Source organism: Caballeronia sp. LjRoot31 (assembly GCF_964253885.1).
Lineage (GTDB): Bacteria > Pseudomonadota > Gammaproteobacteria > Burkholderiales > Burkholderiaceae > Caballeronia.
The window spans coordinates 232008-248564 of the sequence record NZ_CAXURX020000002.1; the positions used below are offsets into that span (position 1 = coordinate 232008).

Consider the following 16557-nt stretch of genomic DNA (forward strand, 5'->3'; position numbering starts at 1 on the left):
GCATGGTTAAGACTGCTAGCGGGAAGAAAACGACGGTACGCGGCTCAAGCGAGTCGAAACGGGCAGTGGCCCATAGCCGGTCAGTTCCTTCCCCCGGAGTGTCGAAGGCCCGAGCGATCGCCATTCCCTCTCCTCCATCGGGTGCAAGCAAAAGAAACCCGGTTGCGTCGGCAGTGAGTAACGGGTCTAAAGGCCCTAACGGGTCTAAAGGGTCGGCCAGAACGGCGGAAGTCGTGAGGCCGGTGGGCAAGAAGACGCCGGGTCAGTCGAAGGAGCAGGTTGGCCTGATAGCGGGCGAGGCTGGCAGGAGTGGCAAGGCCGGAACTCCGGCCGGCAAGCAAGCGAGTGCAACGGAAGCGGCTGCTAATGCGGGCCGGAAACGCAACACGAAGCAGGGGTCGAAGCTGGCTCGCGTGCGCGTCGTGAAGCGGGGGCCGGCGCAGGACTCGGGGCGACGCACTGCCAAGGGGTCGCAGGACAAGGCAGCGCGCGCATATTCTGTATCTACGGTTCCATCGGCTGTCGTCCAGCAGCCGCGAGTCGAGACTAAAGCCGGTACGGCGAACTCCATGACGAAAAAGCTGAACGAAGTACCCGTCGATGACGACGCAACGCAAAACGTGCAGGCCGACCCGGCCGTGGCCCCCGCTGCGGATGCTGTAGCCGCGCCTCCGGCCAAGGTCGAAAAGGTCAAGGCGCGCGACCGGCGTGCGAAGGAAAAAGCGCTGTTGAAGGACGCGTTCGCCTCGAGCGCGCCCGGTACGGTTGAAGAGCTCGAAGAGCGGCGTGCGAAGCTGCGCGCGCTGATCAAGCTCGGCAAGGAACGCGGCTTCCTGACCTACGCTGAAATCAACGATCACCTGCCCGATAACTTCACGGAAACGGAAGCTATCGAAGGGATCATCAGCACGTTCAACGACATGGGCGTGGCGGTCTACGAGCAAGCGCCCGACGCTGAAACGCTGCTCCTCAACGACAACGCCCCGGCGGCTTCATCGGACGATGAAGTTGAAGAAGAAGCCGAAGTCGCGCTTTCCACTGTCGACTCCGAATTCGGCCGCACGACCGACCCGGTCCGCATGTACATGCGTGAAATGGGTACCGTCGAACTGCTGACGCGCGAAGGCGAAATCGAGATCGCGAAGCGGATTGAAGACGGCCTCAAGCACATGGTCATGGCCATTTCTGCTTGCCCGACGACTATCGCTGACATTCTGGCCATGGCTGAGCGCGTGCAGAACGAAGAAACGCGCGTGGACGAACTGGTCGACGGCCTGATCGACCCGAACGCCGCCGACGCCGACGGTTTCTCCGAGCAGGAAGCGGAAGCTATCGAAAGCGAAGAGGAAGAAGAGGAAGAGGCGAGTGAGGACGAGGAAGAAGTCGACGAAACCACGGCTCAGGCCAACGCCAACGCTGCGCAGTTGGAAGCGCTCAAGCGTGCGTCGCTGGAGAAGTTCTCGCTGATCAGCGAGTGGTTCGACAAGATGCGCCGTGCGTATGAGAAGGAAGGTTATAAATCGAAGGCTTATTTGAAGGCGCAAGAAGCCATTCAGAGCGAGCTGATGACCATCCGCTTTACCGCGCGGACTGTCGAGCGTCTGTGCGACACGTTGCGTGCGCAAGTGGACGAAGTCCGTCAGGTGGAGCGTCAGATCCTGCATACCGTTGTCGATAAATGCGGTATGCCGCGTGCCGAATTTATCGCGCGCTTTCCGGGCAGCGAAACGGATCTCGAGTGGTCGGAGAAGGTCGTGGCCGAGAATCATGGCTATAGCGTGATTCTCGCGCGTAACGTTCCGGCGATTCGCGAACAGCAGCAACGTTTGCTCGACTTGCAAGCGCGTGTTGTGCTGCCGTTGAAGGACCTGAAAGAAACGAATCGTCAGATGGCGGCCGGCGAGTTGAAGGCGCGTCAGGCGAAACGTGAAATGACGGAAGCGAACTTGCGTCTCGTGATTTCGATTGCCAAGAAGTACACGAACCGCGGCCTGCAATTCCTGGATCTGATCCAGGAAGGCAACATTGGTTTGATGAAGGCGGTGGACAAGTTCGAATATCGTCGTGGTTATAAGTTCTCGACGTACGCCACGTGGTGGATTCGTCAGGCCATCACGCGTTCGATCGCCGACCAGGCGCGCACCATCCGGATTCCGGTTCACATGATCGAAACGATCAACAAGATGAACCGTATTTCGCGGCAGATCCTGCAGGAAACGGGGCTTGAGCCGGATCCGGCAACGCTTGCTGAAAAGATGGAAATGCCGGAAGACAAGATCCGCAAGATCATGAAGATCGCGAAGGAGCCGATCTCCATGGAAACGCCGATCGGTGACGACGACGATTCGCATCTTGGCGACTTTATCGAAGATACGAATACGGTGGCGCCGGCCGACGCCGCGCTGCATGCCAGCATGCGCGACGTGGTGAAGGACGTGCTCGATTCGCTGACGCCACGCGAGGCGAAGGTGTTGCGGATGCGTTTCGGTATTGAGATGAGCACGGACCACACGCTCGAGGAAGTGGGCAAGCAGTTCGATGTGACGCGCGAGCGGATTCGCCAGATCGAGGCGAAGGCGCTGCGCAAGCTTCGTCACCCGAGCCGTTCGGACAAGCTGAAGTCGTTCCTGGAAGGGAATTGATGTTGGGTTGATGAGTCAAGCGCGGCGGGCCGAATGGTCCGCCGCGCTTGTTTTATAGGCCGTTTCAAGGCAAACTCGCAGACCTTCGCGAGTGCAGTCGGATAGAATTCGCTGCGTGCCGGAAGCGTCGCTCGACGTCTTCCTAGAGTTCGTCTACTCGCGGCAGGGCGTTTTCCTGCAAAAGGGCCGGAAGCTTAATTGGTATAAGCTGTCGACTCATAATCGACCGATAGTGGGTTCGAATCCCACCCGGCCCACCAGAATTCTCCAGCATTAACAGTCACTTGCGCTGTGCCGTTAAGCATAAAGTGGCCACTTGGACAGGTTATGCTTTATTGTCCGATGGGCCACGTTATGCTTTATTGCTAGGCACTGAGGGGGCTTTGCCCCTGCGAACCCTTTGTTGTAAGGCTGCGGCCAGGTCGGCCGCAGCCACCCCCTTCCGCGTAATCCAGCGTGCTCCGAACATCGCGTTCGATCCTGTTTTCTCTCTCCAAGCGCTCCAGGCGCCCTTTAACGCTCGTCGTACACGGCCCCCGGCCTCGGCACAGTCTCCGCAGCCCCGTGTAGCCGTCGTAAGGTGGCTCCGTAGTGAGTTTCGACTGCCCCGACCTCAAGTTTCGCCGATATCCGCAAGCCGATCCGGGCCGCGAGCAACGCGTGGCGATGAGTTTTTTCTACATTAGAAGCCGAACAACTGCAGCTACAGCCCATATTTCTCTTTGTATTTAGAGCAATAACGCTGTCGCGATGTCGTCTTCGTGCACGGGAACACATGGACGCCGGCGAAGGTCCGTTCCAGTCGGAGAGAACCGACTCCACTTCGGCGAGCATCGCGGTCTGGTCGCGGCGCGACGGACATGTCAATCGCGCTCATTCGGGCAGTCTTTGGCACCTCAGCAGCGCTGGAAGGGTGCCAACTCTTTTGTTTAGAGTATTTGCTCTAATTCGTAAATGCCTGCGTATTCGCAATTTGTTTTTGTTCTGCGCACATCGGCAGCATGGGCGTTCAAATTTAAACCTCTTTCCCTTGATTCATCCGGACTTTAGAATGTGCTTATCTGATCGAGCGACGCGAGCGAAACCGGTTTCCAGGGTAATGAAAGCTACTCGTTTGCTCGAGATAAATAGCCACGCTTGTTATCCATTCCAACGAAAGAGAGAGGAAGTTGCTGTGTTCTGAATAGATTTGATCTCTTCGCGCCGGGCAGCTGTCCGTGCTTGTCGGCGCATTTTCGACTTGATAGTCGATAACTCAAACTATTCGGAGCAACACGATGAGTTTTCCAGCGTATTTTGTTTCTTGGCCTGCAGTAGAAAAAATAGAAGGCCTAAATCCTGTGCAGATAAAAGAATATCTGAAGAGGGATTTTGGGTCGCGCGAAGACCAAATTGTGGTCGCGCCACCTGATTATCCGCAGTTAGCGGAAGGGCTCGAGATTGGTGCTTTGTACGACTTGGTTTCAGGGCCGGATGGGCCTCATGCCTGCATGAATCGTCTTTCTTCATACTACCAAGACAAGTATTATCTGGAGTGGTGTGAAAAGCTGGTCAGCCTTGTGACAAAAGGAAAGAAGCTAAAAGGCGGCCCTTATCGAATGGTCGACTGGTCTAATGCGCTTTCAGAACTCGTGCAGGACAGGGATAAATATCCTGCCACAGAGGGACGAGGGCCTTTCTGGGAGCTGCTCCGTTATGGCCTACGAGGCATGACATTTGGTCCAGTTGCATGTCGGAAGCTCGCAGTCGATTTCCAAACATGGGAATCAGATGCTTGGGCGTCGCGTGATTTTTATTTTTTACAAATGTATCTTCATATTCAACGATGCTTCAATCTCCCGGTTGGAAGCTGCATGGTAACTTACCCGGAACCTTGGGATGAAGACGGCAAAGTGTTCACCGAACCGAAACTCGGAATAGAGACGCTTGCGTTGTTGGACGCTCCGGAATTACCGCGGCATGACGATGTCGAGACTGACATTATCGAGCGAGTGTATGACGATATTTAATACGAGCATCTTCTAAAGGGATGCTCTAGCGAACGCAGCAGCCATGCTGCGCTCGCTTTTTTGTTTCGAAGCCAGCGATCCGGTCCGGCCATCACCTCAGACCGCCGCGTTCCTGTGTAAGAACGCACCCGCGCGACTGTGAGATGTTCGACCGCCGGCGAACCATCCTGGCTGTCACCCCTCTTGATGAAAAGGGCAGCCAGGCACCAGATGCGACAGAGATCGTTTACAGCAAGCACGGGTGCGCCGAAATTCTTGGTTTGCTGTGCGGAATTTTGGGTACGAGGCTAACTCCGGTCTCAGCGTAGAGTCGGCGGTGTCGCTTCATCACGGCGCGGAACATAACCTGCGCGAGTTGTCGCACTTCATCAGGAATAGCCACGCCATCACGCGTGGTCAGCGGCACAGACAGCTTCTGCCACGCAGCCGGCGGGTGATGAAGTGCAACTATGCTTGAGCGAGCGCACGAGTGACGAACGATTGATGAGGTGAAGAAAGTCGTTCTGTCGACTGGACAGGAATGGATCAGAACGTTCACCACCTGGTTGCGAACTATCTACCCGAATGCGGCGCACACCTTCGTAGCCTACACGGCTCTTGATTCGGGCATCCATGGTGAAGCGCTGAAAGAGCGCTCTCCACTGTTCTCGATCATGCAGCACGGCGACGTGACGCCACACCTGCAACAGCGGAGGTACGCGCGCGTCTTGCCGCGATTCATCGACGACGGCAGCAAATCACAACTGGACAAGACAGCGTGTCGCAACTCAATTGCGGCGACAGCAATGGCTTGATCCCATGCATGGTTGACGAGGAGGCACCGAGTCCATATGGCGCCCGTCAGGCAGAAGTCGACCCTGATCAGCCGTTAAACCAGCCGTAAGCTCAATGGCTGCAGCTGAAGTGGAACCGCCGACCAAAGCGTGGAAATCCGCGACCGGCTCATTGGCCTTGATGAATTCCCTTCCCCCTTGTCTCTTGCCGTAACCGCCTTGCGATTCCCGCTATCCAAGGACCTTCGCGGAATCCAGTGCTGGAGGTAACACGATCGGGCAGTGATTATGCTCGTCAGACACCGCTCCAAAATCCTGTGATCAATGCCCCGCGACGACGGTTTCGATGAACTAAGGCCCCCAATCCTCGGTCAATCACAGCCACATCCAGATAGGAATTAACCGATGCTAAAAGTCAATTCTCTTGCCTTATCGACAAGATTCCTTGAATCAATTCATTTGAATATTTCTCGTTTAATCTTGATAGAAAATCTGGCTCCACATCATTGGCAAATCCAAGCAAACCCTGCAATCTGTAAATTTCTCCCTCGGGAAGCTCTGAGAGTGAAAATTTATGAACCAATGCGCTGATTTCTCGCTTCCTGTTTCGCCCAAGGGATAGATTGCCTTCATTGTTGATTATAATTCCAGTCACTCTACGACTATGCTTGGTTGACAAGAAAATCGTCTTCTTCGTATTAAATCGAAGTGTAGGATAATTAATCCCCTTTGCAACCTCTCGAATAAATTTCTCTATCTCTTTAGATTTATCTTTTTTGTTCGTGGAAAAAGTCAAGTCGTCTGCATAGCGGGTGTAAACTATATTTTCGTGGGCACACCAATCGCTGACCAACGAATCAAATTCAAACATTATCGAATTCGACAATAATGGTGAACTTGGGGCACCGATGCTAAGACAAAGCTTATCCCCAGCCTTCAATTGGATGCATGATAGTCTAGCGACATCGTTGATTGCGTCCATCTCGAGGACCATGCTTAAATGTCGAATCATGTGCTTAATCAAATCATCTGATTTAATTGAAGTGAAAAAATTCTTGAAATCAAATTTTGACAGGTAACGCTGCGACCTGTGGGCGTCAGCGTTTTTCTTAATGCTTGATCCGGCTTGGTAGGCACTTGCACACGCGTGGACAGGTAAATAGCGGAAAACGTTCTTAATCAGCCAATGTTGAATAAACTTGGTTTCTTTGGCTGGCTGTGCAATCGTTCGATTACCGCCTGTTCGCTTTGGAATTGTATATACCTTATACGTGTGCGGAGAGCGCACAATCAATCGATTCAATTGCGCTTCAGTCAGGCCGAGCGATTCGTGCAAAGCGCTGCGAAGATGCATTGTCATACGTCCGCTCCCGAGCTTGATGCTTGCGAAATAGCTCGAAGGCGATGCTTTTGTTTGGGATCTTCCGTATAGTATTCAAGGCACTGCGCCTTGATTCTCAGGAAATCTTGAACATGTGGTTTCTTTAATGAAAACCTGAGTTTATGGTAAGGCTCTTCTGTTCGCATAAAGAATTGCGAATCACTGTAATGAACCTTCTTAATCAACCTAAATCGCTCGAGTAGGAACAATCTGCTTTTTAGTTCCTTTTTCGTTATGGCAATTCCAAGGCTGGTAACGTAGTCAAATATTTCGCTTTCTTTTAGTGCGCTAAACAGTTTTACAATTTCACAAATCAACACAATCACATGCGCGCGTGCGCTGACCTTAAACGTCTGGCTTTTTTCCAGTTTATCCAACTCTTCTCTTAGATCAGAGATTGCATCACTAACAACGTCCCCATTAATTTCCTTCGGATTTTCAATGACCCACGGATAACTCTTGACGCGCGAGTTATCAACTGCGCGGATGAATCTCAATATACCTAAGTTGATAAATGAGTTTGCGTCACCAAATTCGGTGGACGTAATAGCTATCATTTTTTCGCGAAATTCATCTAGCTGTGAAAACGCGCCTAACTCTACCAAAGAGCCGGCGCTTTCCAGAATTACGACAACAAGAGAGCAAATACTTCCCAAATCTGATTCAAAATCCATCAGATTCTGAAAAACTCCGTCCGCCTGCCAAGAAGTAATCTCTTCCGGTCGAAAAATCTCATAATCAGCGTCATGCGACCGCGTTATTGCGTCGCGGAGTGACCGGATGTCCGGATCTGGGTCGTCGGGACGCTCCTTTTGAGCGACCGGACCACCGCAGAGCAGCACGATAGGACTGTCGCAAAACTCGACTCGGCTACCCGCAATGTCAACATTGGATAGCACCGAGGGCCGAGGATCTGACAGCATAGGATAGGGTGTTCTTTACCTGAACCGGCCGCAGATAACGGCTGTGGACCGTAAGGCTCCGCCTGGAGGGCCGCAGGCGTTATCTGCGGAATAAATCCAAGCAATAAAATTGAGTCTGGCTAAACGCCCGACTAAGCTATTCAAATCGTTCTAGCTTTATTCGCGTAAAGAACCACGCGAGTATCGCTCGCGCAAACCGACGCTGTCAACATGCATGGTTGGTGCGGCGCCAACCGTCGAGTTCCATCTCTGCCTTACGGGGCATGTAGCATCGGCCTGCCGTTCTGTGGTTACTTGACGGCCGTTTCCGAGTCTGGAGCTGCCGTTCGAGTGTCCCGTCTTCCGGGCTGGGAAATGACCGGAGCTGGCCGAGTTGAACGGCGATGTGACTGGACCAATGCGACGAGCGTGCGCTTGAGCGCTTCGTACTCAATGCCTTCCCCGAAGTGGATGACGAGTCGACGCGACATGTGCCTCTCCGCCACCCCGAAGTAACAAATGGCGCCCAAAACTCTGCATTTAGAGGAATTCCTCTAATTCGAAAATCCCCTCCCGATTTCTGCCTGTTTTTCTTCCCGGCGATTCACGAGCAGTTCGCTTCGAATCCGAGGCCCTTTTCCGTACCTCTTTCCCGCTTTAGAATGTGCTTAATCTCAGTGAACGAATACCACGAGTAAGCGGGCGCGGCTCCTAATATTATCGGAAGCCCCATCCGTATTTATCGACGCGCATTTTTACGACGCAATCACTAATCTAGACGGAGGAAGCGGCTGTGCTCTGAAAACATTTGACCTGTTGCGCCGGGCCCGTGTCCGTGCTTCATGGCGTTTTTTTCGACGTGAACGTCGTTACCGACATATTCAGAGCAATTTATGCCGACCCGCGAATACCTGGAAGCCTACTCGGATTTAAAAAAATGGGATAAACCCCGTCATCCACGATGGTTTAATCGGTGCCCAGAGACGGAAGAAATCATTGAGAACCTGGTTTTGGTTGTAGCGCCTCCTGATTATCTTCAATTGGCGGAAGGCCTTGAAATCGGCGGAATTTATCATTTCGATTACGAGGCCTCGCATTGGTTTTGCATCTCGGAGCGCTCATCAGATGGTTACTTCTTCGAGTGGTGTGAAAAGCTTGTCAAGCTCGTCACGAATGGAAAGAAGCTGGAGAGAGGCCCATTTCACATGGTCGATTGGTGTACGAGGCTGTCTGAATTGGTGGAGGACAGCGAGAAGTATCCAGAAAAAGAAGGGCGAGGCCCTTTTTGGGAATTTCTTCGTTACAGCTTGCGCGGAATGACATTCGGACCTGTAGTTTGTAAAAAACTGGTCGCCGACTTCGACAAGTGGGAGCCCGAAGCGTGGTCGTGGGGAGATTATCGCTTCTATCGATATTATCTGGCTCTCCGGGAGTATTTCAGGTTTCCTGGCGAGAATGGATTCATCGTCTATCCATCGGGTTGGTACGAAGAGGGCGGAAGGCGATTCAAAGAGCCTAAGCTTGGTGCCGACCCTGCCGATAACGTCCAATCCATCGATGGGCCGGGCAGCACTGATGTCACCAAAAGCGCCTATCAGTACGATGATATTTAGAGCGGACTGAATGCCGAAATAGTTATTGAGGCACGCCCGCCGTGCTGACCGAAAATATGGAAGATATAAAAGTGATTAATACGGAAAGTGAACTCGTCGCGATTGGACGATTGGTACCGTTGCAGGATTTCAAGCCCAGGCCGAAGCAGACCATCGGCCTACCAAGAGAAATATCGGTATTAACTTGCGCAATAGGACCGACAGAAGGATATTGTCTTTCGAGAAAACCCGGCGAGGCGAGCTTTGGTTTTGGGCATATTGAGTTGGACGATGGTCCATTAATGAGCATTCGCTTCCAGCTTGACGACCTGCAGGTCTACTGGGTGGCTCAATTGACGGACCCCGAAATCTGGGCGGCAATTGACGTGTGGAAACGGGCGGGGCGCGTTCCGATTTTGTTTGATGTTGAAGAAGCAAATCGCCGTCACCAGATGGTATGCGTCATCGATTTGCCGTCAGACACTTCTCGCCACGATTTACATCGCCTTCGCCCTGACCGCGCGCCCACTGGGCGTACATGGCAAAGCATGGTTTCGCTGGCAGCGAGCGGCCAGCTGCAGATGCAGGCCACGACCGACCTTCAAGGAATCCCGCTGCGGCACGTGCTTGCCAACGTATTGCTCACCAAGCGATTGGAAAAGGCCGTTCCAACCGGTGATTGGCATAGCAGGCGCTAGTCGCCGGCGGCGTTCGGGAAGACCACATTCGGCATCGGACTTTCGGTCCCGGGCACCGCGCGAGCGCTTATTCAACCGCTTTCTTTCTGCCCGAAGAACACTGAGCGTGCACTCGACATCGAGACTGCCCTTCGACGGCCAAAATATCAGATGCGCTGGGCACCTTGCGGCTCGTCCCTAAACGACGGGCGCGAACCTTGAGCTGCACAGCATCCAGGCGACGGCAGACTCGAAGTCGTCTGACACTTTGCTGCTCGGCGGAGGCCCGGAAGCCTAGAAGCGCGTCCTTCGGCAGGAGAACAGGCCGCCGTCGTGCAAAAATAGCACCTTGAGCGAGAAGGGCGGGCGGCGAAAGCCACCTTCTTCGCCTTACGAACCGAAGAAGGAGCTTTCTGATTGGTCCGCCTGCTGACCTACGGTTTCCCTTTCGTACTGATCGCGATTGAATTCATTCTGCGGCTCGCGCTGCAAAGCGACACGAGCGCGTTTTGGACCCGCTCTGGCTTCGGCTGGCGCCGGGCTGGTGGTGCCGCTTGTCGCGCCGAAATCTCGCATCGCGGAACTTCCGGATGACGTAGCGCATGAACTCAAGCGCTTGAATGTAACGGTGAGGTCGAAAAGAGACGAAGTTTTTTGTTTGGTCTGTGTGCTGCTCCTATTGAGTTCGCTCGCCGTTTGGGAATGGTGCATGATCCTCGCCGAGAAGAAGGACCTGACGTTGATCTTTGGATTCTCGCGTCCATTGGTCATTGGCCTGATCTCCTATTTCGTCGCTGTTATTGCTGCGGAAATCAAGGAGGCTCTGTGACGGAATTGACTCGCCTCCTTGCAGTCGCAATCGACAACCTTTCTCACGGCATTGGCCTCGAGGCGATTTTTACTGCCATACTTGCTGTGGTGTCGTATTTCGTAGGCATCGGTGCTAAAAAATATGTGTGGCACCGCGAAAAGTCGCAATCTCTCATTCTCAAAAAGAACGGGACCGAAATAGATCTACCTTCAGTTCAAGATCCAGACTCGCTGCGAAAAAGGATAAGTGCACTCTTCGACATTTCTCCACGACTCGCCGTTCTGTACGGATGGAATCTGGCCGAGGCGACCATAATTGATCGTCTATCTGTTACCGACGAGAAGGTTCTTTCGACGGTACCCGATATAGTGGCGCTTGCGGCGAACTTGCCTGACATAGATGAAGATGCACTACAAAGGTTGTCCGAATTGCGAAAATTTCGGAACCTGATTGCACACTCGCCGGGCTTGGCTGAGACAGAGAATAATCGTCTCACAGAGGTGGCCAAAGAAATCTATCCATTGTTAATGCGGCTAAGGCCGAGGTTCGGTCAAAAGGCGGAGGAAGCGCCCTGGCGGATCTAATGCTGGGGAGCGGCAACGCCATTTTCCAAATGATCCTTCGGTGATGGCCGAAGCACGACCGTGTCGGCTACAAGCGAACGCATCATACGCTGCGTTCGCTCTTCGCTTCTAGGCTACTCGGGATTGCTCCATCTTTTTCATCTCCTGAAGCACGCTGAAGACGTCGCGTACCCCGTCTAAATCTTCTTTGGGCACATGCGCTAGTACCTCGCGAAGATTTACGGCCTTCCCTTTAGCGGCAATCTCAGGGTAGACCCGCTCGATGAGCTCGCTCGTCTTTTTCCGGCTTTCCTCGCTGAGGCGCTGTCTGTGTTCATTCCACCGCACAGCTAGCGCGCGCGCTTCCTCGTTGGCGTGTATGTACAGCTGGCGCACGTTAACATTAAGGTCTCGTGCCGTTTCCCTGACGCTGACGACGGCAGATGACTCGTTCAGTGCAGCTAGTTGAGCGCGAATCCGGTCCCAATTGCGAACTTTGCGTGGCGCGCGTTCCTTCAAGTCAGGAAAGAGCGAATTCAAATCATGAATGTCGGCGCACGCCTGGGGCCACTCAGTGAGGTCGCCGGCCAGCAGCTTTGGAAGCGTCAATCCGCTTTGTGAGGCGATGCGCAAAAGAGCTGGCAGTCCCGGCGTGCCTCCCTCCGTAAGCCAGTAACGCACAGTGTTTTTCGGAAGACCAATGCGTCGAGCGAATCTCGCGCTCTTCCCGTCGTCCAAATGTTGGACCAACTTGCGGATGCCGTCGAGCATAGCTTCCAGTGACGGCCTTGACGCCAAGTCATATTTCACAGCGAGCATCGCCCCCAGCTGACCTGCAATCCAGGCTTCTGCGGGCGTAGCTGGTTCCGAATCACCGACCCCGAGGAATCCCCCACACGAAGTACACCACCCAGGTACGACAAAGACGGATTTGTGCCGTGTGTTGGCGCACCCGCAATCGGGGCACACATGCACGAGCCGCCTTTGGTGTTTAGGGCATGCGCTTACGGCGCCGACATCCCAAGATAGCCGGAAATATGGTGTCGCGCCTGCGGCACGGTCATCGGCAAGGCAATGCGGGCACCACTGCGCCGAGGCGGGACGGGCACTTTGCTCCGCGATGACGTCGCGCCAAGGAAGCAATGTCAGCGAATGCAGATTGTCGACACTGGTCAACTTCGACAGTGCGCACGCCCAGTCGTGTGCTGTGTCGGACATTCCACTCAGACTGATTCCGTGCCATCTCCAGCCTTCCGAATGGCTCCACTGCATGGCTCGTTCAACTGTGTGCCCTAGGTCGGCTGCTGAAATGCAGTGTGACATAGCCAGCCGGCAAAAATAGCTGCCCATGCTTTCGACTTCCGGCGTCCCGACGCCGATCGGAGCGACCGGATTCAACACCGAGCGCGTCATTAGCAGTTTTTGGGTCATTGGATGTTCCATATTCATGCTGCCGCACGCTTAAGCTTGGGCATCACCCGGGTAAAACTCGGCCCAATGGCCGTCTCTCCGTCTACAATCTCTTCGAGGATTCGCTTGCGCTGAGCCTCGTTAAGGAGTGCGCGTTCCAACGAATTTACCGACCACGAGCCTGCAGCTTCCGCGAGTTTGGCGGCGCGGATGAGAACGCTGCTTAATGTGCCAACGCATCCGAGCGTGTTCTCAAGCAATGCCCTCGTATATTGAGCGAGTTGTCCTCCCCACAGGTTGGGCAACGTTTTCTCGAACGCCAGCACGCAGCGTTCGAACGCCTTCACGTCTTCAGGCCGGTCGTCGCGATAGCGCTCGAAATGAAGCACGTGAGTGCGTCGAGCGAGTTGCCCGGACAGCGACACCAACTGATGGAGGTCATAGGAGCCGACTAAGACCATCTGAGTCCCGCACTGGTTTGCCAACGACTTCAGCGTGTCGAGTTGAATCTCGAGTCGATGATTACCCCGGGTCTGACGGATGATGTGCGCCGCCTCATCGATGACGAGAAACTGCACCTGCCGTTCGCGCAGACTTCGTTCAACGGCCGTCCGCAGGGCAGCCAAGCTGTTGCCACTAGAGCCGCGTGGCCGTACCGCTCTTCCGGTCTCTTTATCGACGCCATAGAGCATCTTGGGCCCGTCGAGGTCGTCGCCGAGCTGGCTAAGAATTCGCCGATAAAAAAGCTTCCATGAGAAATCATTCTCGCCCGACGACGGCGCTTCGACGTAGACGGCAGGGATGACGCCACCATTCGCTTCCATTTGCGAACGACCTCGTTCGAGCGCGGACTCAACCATGTGCCTCGATAGGGTCGTCTTGCCGGCGCCTGTCGGCCCGCAAACAAGCAGAATGCTGTCCTGGCTTCCGGGGTATATGAGAGTGTCAAGCTCTCCCATCACTTCGGCAACGCGAGTGTGCTTGATGCGCTTGCTTGAGAGCGCGTTGATGGCTTCCATCTTTGACGGCTGTACCGTTTCGGTCTTTTGTGTCATGGTTTTCTCAAAAATCGTCGAATTCGTCGAGTTCTACGTAGTCGTCTTGTTCATCCGGCTTTGCGGCCGGATTGGCTATTACACTGTTCTGCGACGGCATCGGTGATGTCGTTGGCGGAGGTGTTGGTGTCTTCTCTGCATCGTTGACGAGTCTTGTTCGCGGCGCGACGACCGGCTCAACGCTCGCAAGGTCAAGGTCGTTGTACAGAAGCCTGTTCTCGGCCTGACGCTCGAATTCAGTCGCGAGAGCTCCATCCGGCGTGAAAACCTGAATGAATTCATGAAGCCGCTTTTTGTCGCGCTCGCTGTCCGACAGCGATCCATGACGGCGGTTGTACTCTTCCGTCAACGCTCGCTTTTCCACCTCCGTCAGCAGCCCGAGGCCATGCAGGCTCCGGCAAACTGCGCGAACCCAGGCGTCTTTTACGCGCACATAAACAGAGGAGGCATCCCACGGGTCGTACCGTACAGCTACGCTCTCGCCATCAAGCTGGGCCGAATCGAATGCTGCATTCCAGTAAAACCGCTGGTCCACCTTGACGCCACGCTGACGGTGCACCTGACGCGTGCCCGTGCGGTCGACTGGCGGACAAGTTGCAATCAGAAAGTCGCGATTGAACTGAATATGCGTCTGCGGACGTTTGCCGCTCTCTCGCATGCCGCGCACGAAGGCCTCGCGCGGTGACTCGTCGAGTGCTGGGTGGATGTTCTGGTCGTAGAATTCACACGCCCAATGTTGTATGCCCGCGTAGAGCGCCCCGATGGTCCACTCTGCGAGCTTCTGGGGCAGGTGGGAACCGGTCACCATACGCACGTTTTTCGTCGCCTTGGTGTTGCCCGCGAGGTTGTGGATGTACTCCGTGTTCAGGCGACCAAACATGCGCTCCAGCACTGCACCATGTCGCGGTTGCCCTGACGGTCGAAACCGCAGGTGCGTACCCATCGCGCGGAGGAACGATTCGAATGCAGCCGACAGGAAATCGCTGCCATTGTCGACAACGATGAATTCGGGAAGTCGATTAAACCGCCGCACCATGTCGCGCACCGTCATCATTACGGAGGTGTACGAAGGCGAATCGAACGTCAGGTAAAACGCCACGATGCGTCGCGACCAGGCGTCTACCGCGAGCGACAGCCATGGGCGGCCAAGTGGCTTCCCAGTGCGGCTTGAGATTACCTCGATGTCGAGTTGCGTGTGGTCAATGTGCACGTACTGGAACGGCCGGCTACCATGGACCGGTGAGTCGTGGTGCAAGACGTCAATGAAGGTACTCTGCTGGTAAGCGATTCGTTTCCCGTATCGCGTACGAACGTCTCTGTTGGTTTCGCGCGCTTTGATTCGCGCGATCAGCGTGGGATACGATGGCGGCACTTCGCCTTCCTCTGAGAACGCGACCAGCAGCATGCGGTGGCAGGCTTTGTAGTTGATTGCATTGCTGTTGACCCATTGCTCATCGATGACCTCGCCCATCAATTCGACCTGGCGCGTGCTCAATCGGGGTTTGCGGTTACCTCTCGAGCCGGAATCCGGCACTAGCGCGAGAACTTCATTGGAGCCATTGGCTAGAGCGATTTCCTGACGGGCTTTCCAGCGGCGAAGCGTCCGTCCGGACACATTGGTGGGTTCTGATTCAGCCTCCAGCAGCGCTTGCCTGCGAAGCGCAGTCTGGAAGTCCTCCTTCGAATAGCGACTCAGGTCCTGGCTGGATTGCTGGTCTTGCTGAGGGCACTTCACCTGGCCTTTTTCGTGTGCACTCTCGAGCCAGCTACGCGTCAACGTAATGGTCGAGCCATCCTCCCTGTTGCAGATGACGGATTCCCCAGTCACCATCACGATGGTCAGCTCACTTCCTTCGAAGACGAACTTGGCGCCATTAGCAATCTTTAGAGCGAACCGGTCAACGCCGGGCAAACTGCCAGAGCGTGTGTCTGCAAGAATGAAATCTCGCAGCGCTTCATCGCGGAAAAGTTGGAAGCTTCGCTTGTCACCCAGTGATTGAGTATCGAGGTCGGTTGCGACGCAGTTTCCCGCGATCGCCCGATTCAGAAAATCGGCATCGAACGCGTGTGGGGCCCCCAAAAGTTGCATGAAGGTCAAAGACCCATGCTCCTGCAGCGTGTCACGGAGTCGCTGCAGAACGTCGTCTGGGCACGGTTCTGCGAGGTGCAGATAGTCAGCCAGGTAGAGGAGGTTGTCCACGCGCCGGCGAGGAATCGAAGCATCGCTGAACACCCGATAGCGGATGCCGAGGTCGGCGAGGTGCTTCTCGATTTGCGGGGCATACCATTGACCGTCGCCACCCTTGGAATAGAACCACGGATACTTCTCAGCGAGTCGGGCAAGCTTTGTCTCTGACTTCCATTCTTCGAGCGTAAATCCGTCGTTACGAATCGTGAGGAAGTTGGGATGAATGCGAACGTTGCGAATTTCGCCAGTGGACTCGTCCACCAACTTAAGCTTCAGTTCACACGGGCGCTCGTAGTATTCGAGAACGTCGTCCGAGTGCTCTTTCGTCACGGCAGCAGGGAACTCGATGTGACGTGTTTCAGTGCGAATTTCGCGCCCCATCTTTCTGCTCGATAGGATGGTGGCTACGCTCCCGCCTTGGACCGTCGGTGGTGCAACCGGTGCTTCAATGCGAGCGGTCTGGATAAGCAAGCGCCCCTTGTCCGGAGTGCCGAGTTTGTCGAAGAGGTTGGTGAGTTGAATCTTGTCGAGCATCTGAGTTCAAAATGTTGGTC

The 16557-nt window shown here is 54.6% G+C and carries 12 protein-coding genes and 1 tRNA gene; 8 read left to right on the forward strand and 5 right to left on the reverse strand.

Annotated elements, in window-relative coordinates:
- Window positions 1-422 precede the first annotated feature (422 nt).
- The 4 genes from rpoD to ACSQ8V_RS19420 all read left to right on the forward strand — a co-directional run bounded on the left by rpoD (window position 423) and on the right by ACSQ8V_RS19420 (window position 5445).
- A complete protein-coding gene (rpoD, locus tag ACSQ8V_RS19405; RefSeq protein ID WP_436184901.1) occupies window positions 423-2642 on the forward strand; it encodes an RNA polymerase sigma factor RpoD in 2220 nt (739 codons plus the stop codon).
- Window positions 2643-2825: 183 nt separating this feature from the next.
- Window positions 2826-2902, forward strand: a tRNA-Ile gene (locus tag ACSQ8V_RS19410).
- A gap of 1017 nt (window positions 2903-3919) precedes the next feature.
- A complete protein-coding gene (locus tag ACSQ8V_RS19415; protein WP_436206799.1) occupies window positions 3920-4651 on the forward strand; it encodes a hypothetical protein in 732 nt (243 codons plus the stop codon).
- Between the two features lie 488 nt (window positions 4652-5139).
- Window positions 5140-5445, forward strand: a complete 306-nt coding sequence (locus ACSQ8V_RS19420; RefSeq protein WP_436206800.1) for a hypothetical protein — start codon at window positions 5140-5142, stop codon at window positions 5443-5445.
- A gap of 394 nt (window positions 5446-5839) precedes the next feature.
- Here the strand turns inward: ACSQ8V_RS19420 and ACSQ8V_RS19425 are convergent, their stop codons facing one another.
- A complete protein-coding gene (locus ACSQ8V_RS19425; RefSeq protein ID WP_436206801.1) occupies window positions 5840-6784 on the reverse strand; it encodes a retron St85 family RNA-directed DNA polymerase in 945 nt (314 codons plus the stop codon).
- Entirely contained in the window at window positions 6781-7728 is a 948-nt protein-coding gene (locus ACSQ8V_RS19430) for a retron St85 family effector protein (RefSeq protein WP_436206802.1), read from the reverse strand. The genes ACSQ8V_RS19425 and ACSQ8V_RS19430 overlap by 4 nt, the downstream gene beginning before the upstream one ends.
- Window positions 7729-8600: 872 nt before the next feature.
- Between ACSQ8V_RS19430 and ACSQ8V_RS19435 the strand changes: the two genes are divergently transcribed.
- The 4 genes from ACSQ8V_RS19435 (at window position 8601) to ACSQ8V_RS19450 (ending at window position 11371) form a co-directional block, all read left to right on the forward strand.
- Window positions 8601-9320, forward strand: a complete 720-nt coding sequence (locus ACSQ8V_RS19435) for a hypothetical protein (protein ID WP_436206803.1) — start codon at window positions 8601-8603, stop codon at window positions 9318-9320.
- A gap of 41 nt (window positions 9321-9361) precedes the next feature.
- On the forward strand, window positions 9362-9997 hold the full coding sequence (locus tag ACSQ8V_RS19440; protein WP_436206804.1) for a hypothetical protein: 636 nt from the start codon (window positions 9362-9364) through the stop codon (window positions 9995-9997).
- Window positions 9998-10439: 442 nt separating this feature from the next.
- Window positions 10440-10805, forward strand: coding sequence for a hypothetical protein (locus tag ACSQ8V_RS19445; RefSeq protein ID WP_436206805.1), 366 nt, complete (start codon window positions 10440-10442; stop codon window positions 10803-10805).
- Entirely contained in the window at window positions 10802-11371 is a 570-nt protein-coding gene (locus ACSQ8V_RS19450; RefSeq protein WP_436206806.1) for a hypothetical protein, read from the forward strand. The genes ACSQ8V_RS19445 and ACSQ8V_RS19450 overlap by 4 nt, the downstream gene beginning before the upstream one ends.
- 108 nt (window positions 11372-11479) lie before the next feature.
- Here the strand turns inward: ACSQ8V_RS19450 and ACSQ8V_RS19455 are convergent, their stop codons facing one another.
- Genes ACSQ8V_RS19455 through ACSQ8V_RS19465 form a run of 3 tightly spaced genes read right to left on the reverse strand, consistent with a single transcriptional unit; the run spans window position 11480 to window position 16537 of the window.
- Window positions 11480-12781 (reverse strand): TniQ family protein, encoded by a 1302-nt coding sequence (locus tag ACSQ8V_RS19455; protein WP_436206807.1) that lies wholly within the window; start codon window positions 12779-12781, stop codon window positions 11480-11482.
- Window positions 12782-12795: 14 nt separating this feature from the next.
- Complete coding sequence (locus ACSQ8V_RS19460; RefSeq protein ID WP_436206808.1) at window positions 12796-13815, reverse strand: AAA family ATPase; 1020 nt, start codon at window positions 13813-13815, stop codon at window positions 12796-12798.
- 7 nt (window positions 13816-13822) lie between these two features.
- Window positions 13823-16537, reverse strand: a complete 2715-nt coding sequence (locus tag ACSQ8V_RS19465; RefSeq protein ID WP_436206809.1) for a Mu transposase C-terminal domain-containing protein — start codon at window positions 16535-16537, stop codon at window positions 13823-13825.
- Window positions 16538-16557: the final 20 nt, after the last annotated feature.

Bases quoted from the DNA above. Each gene is read 5' to 3' on its own strand.
- ACSQ8V_RS19415 (WP_436206799.1), top strand. From the start codon at position 3,920: ATGAGTTTTCCAGCGTATTTTGTTTCTTGGCCTGCAGTAGAAAAAATA.
- ACSQ8V_RS19425 (WP_436206801.1), bottom strand. From the start codon at position 6,784: ATGACAATGCATCTTCGCAGCGCTTTGCACGAATCGCTCGGCCTGACT.
- ACSQ8V_RS19430 (WP_436206802.1), bottom strand. From the start codon at position 7,728: ATGCTGTCAGATCCTCGGCCCTCGGTGCTATCCAATGTTGACATTGCG.
- ACSQ8V_RS19435 (WP_436206803.1), top strand. From the start codon at position 8,601: ATGCCGACCCGCGAATACCTGGAAGCCTACTCGGATTTAAAAAAATGG.
- ACSQ8V_RS19455 (WP_436206807.1), bottom strand. From the start codon at position 12,781: ATGACCCAAAAACTGCTAATGACGCGCTCGGTGTTGAATCCGGTCGCT.
- ACSQ8V_RS19460 (WP_436206808.1), bottom strand. From the start codon at position 13,815: ATGACACAAAAGACCGAAACGGTACAGCCGTCAAAGATGGAAGCCATC.
- ACSQ8V_RS19465 (WP_436206809.1), bottom strand. From the start codon at position 16,537: ATGCTCGACAAGATTCAACTCACCAACCTCTTCGACAAACTCGGCACT.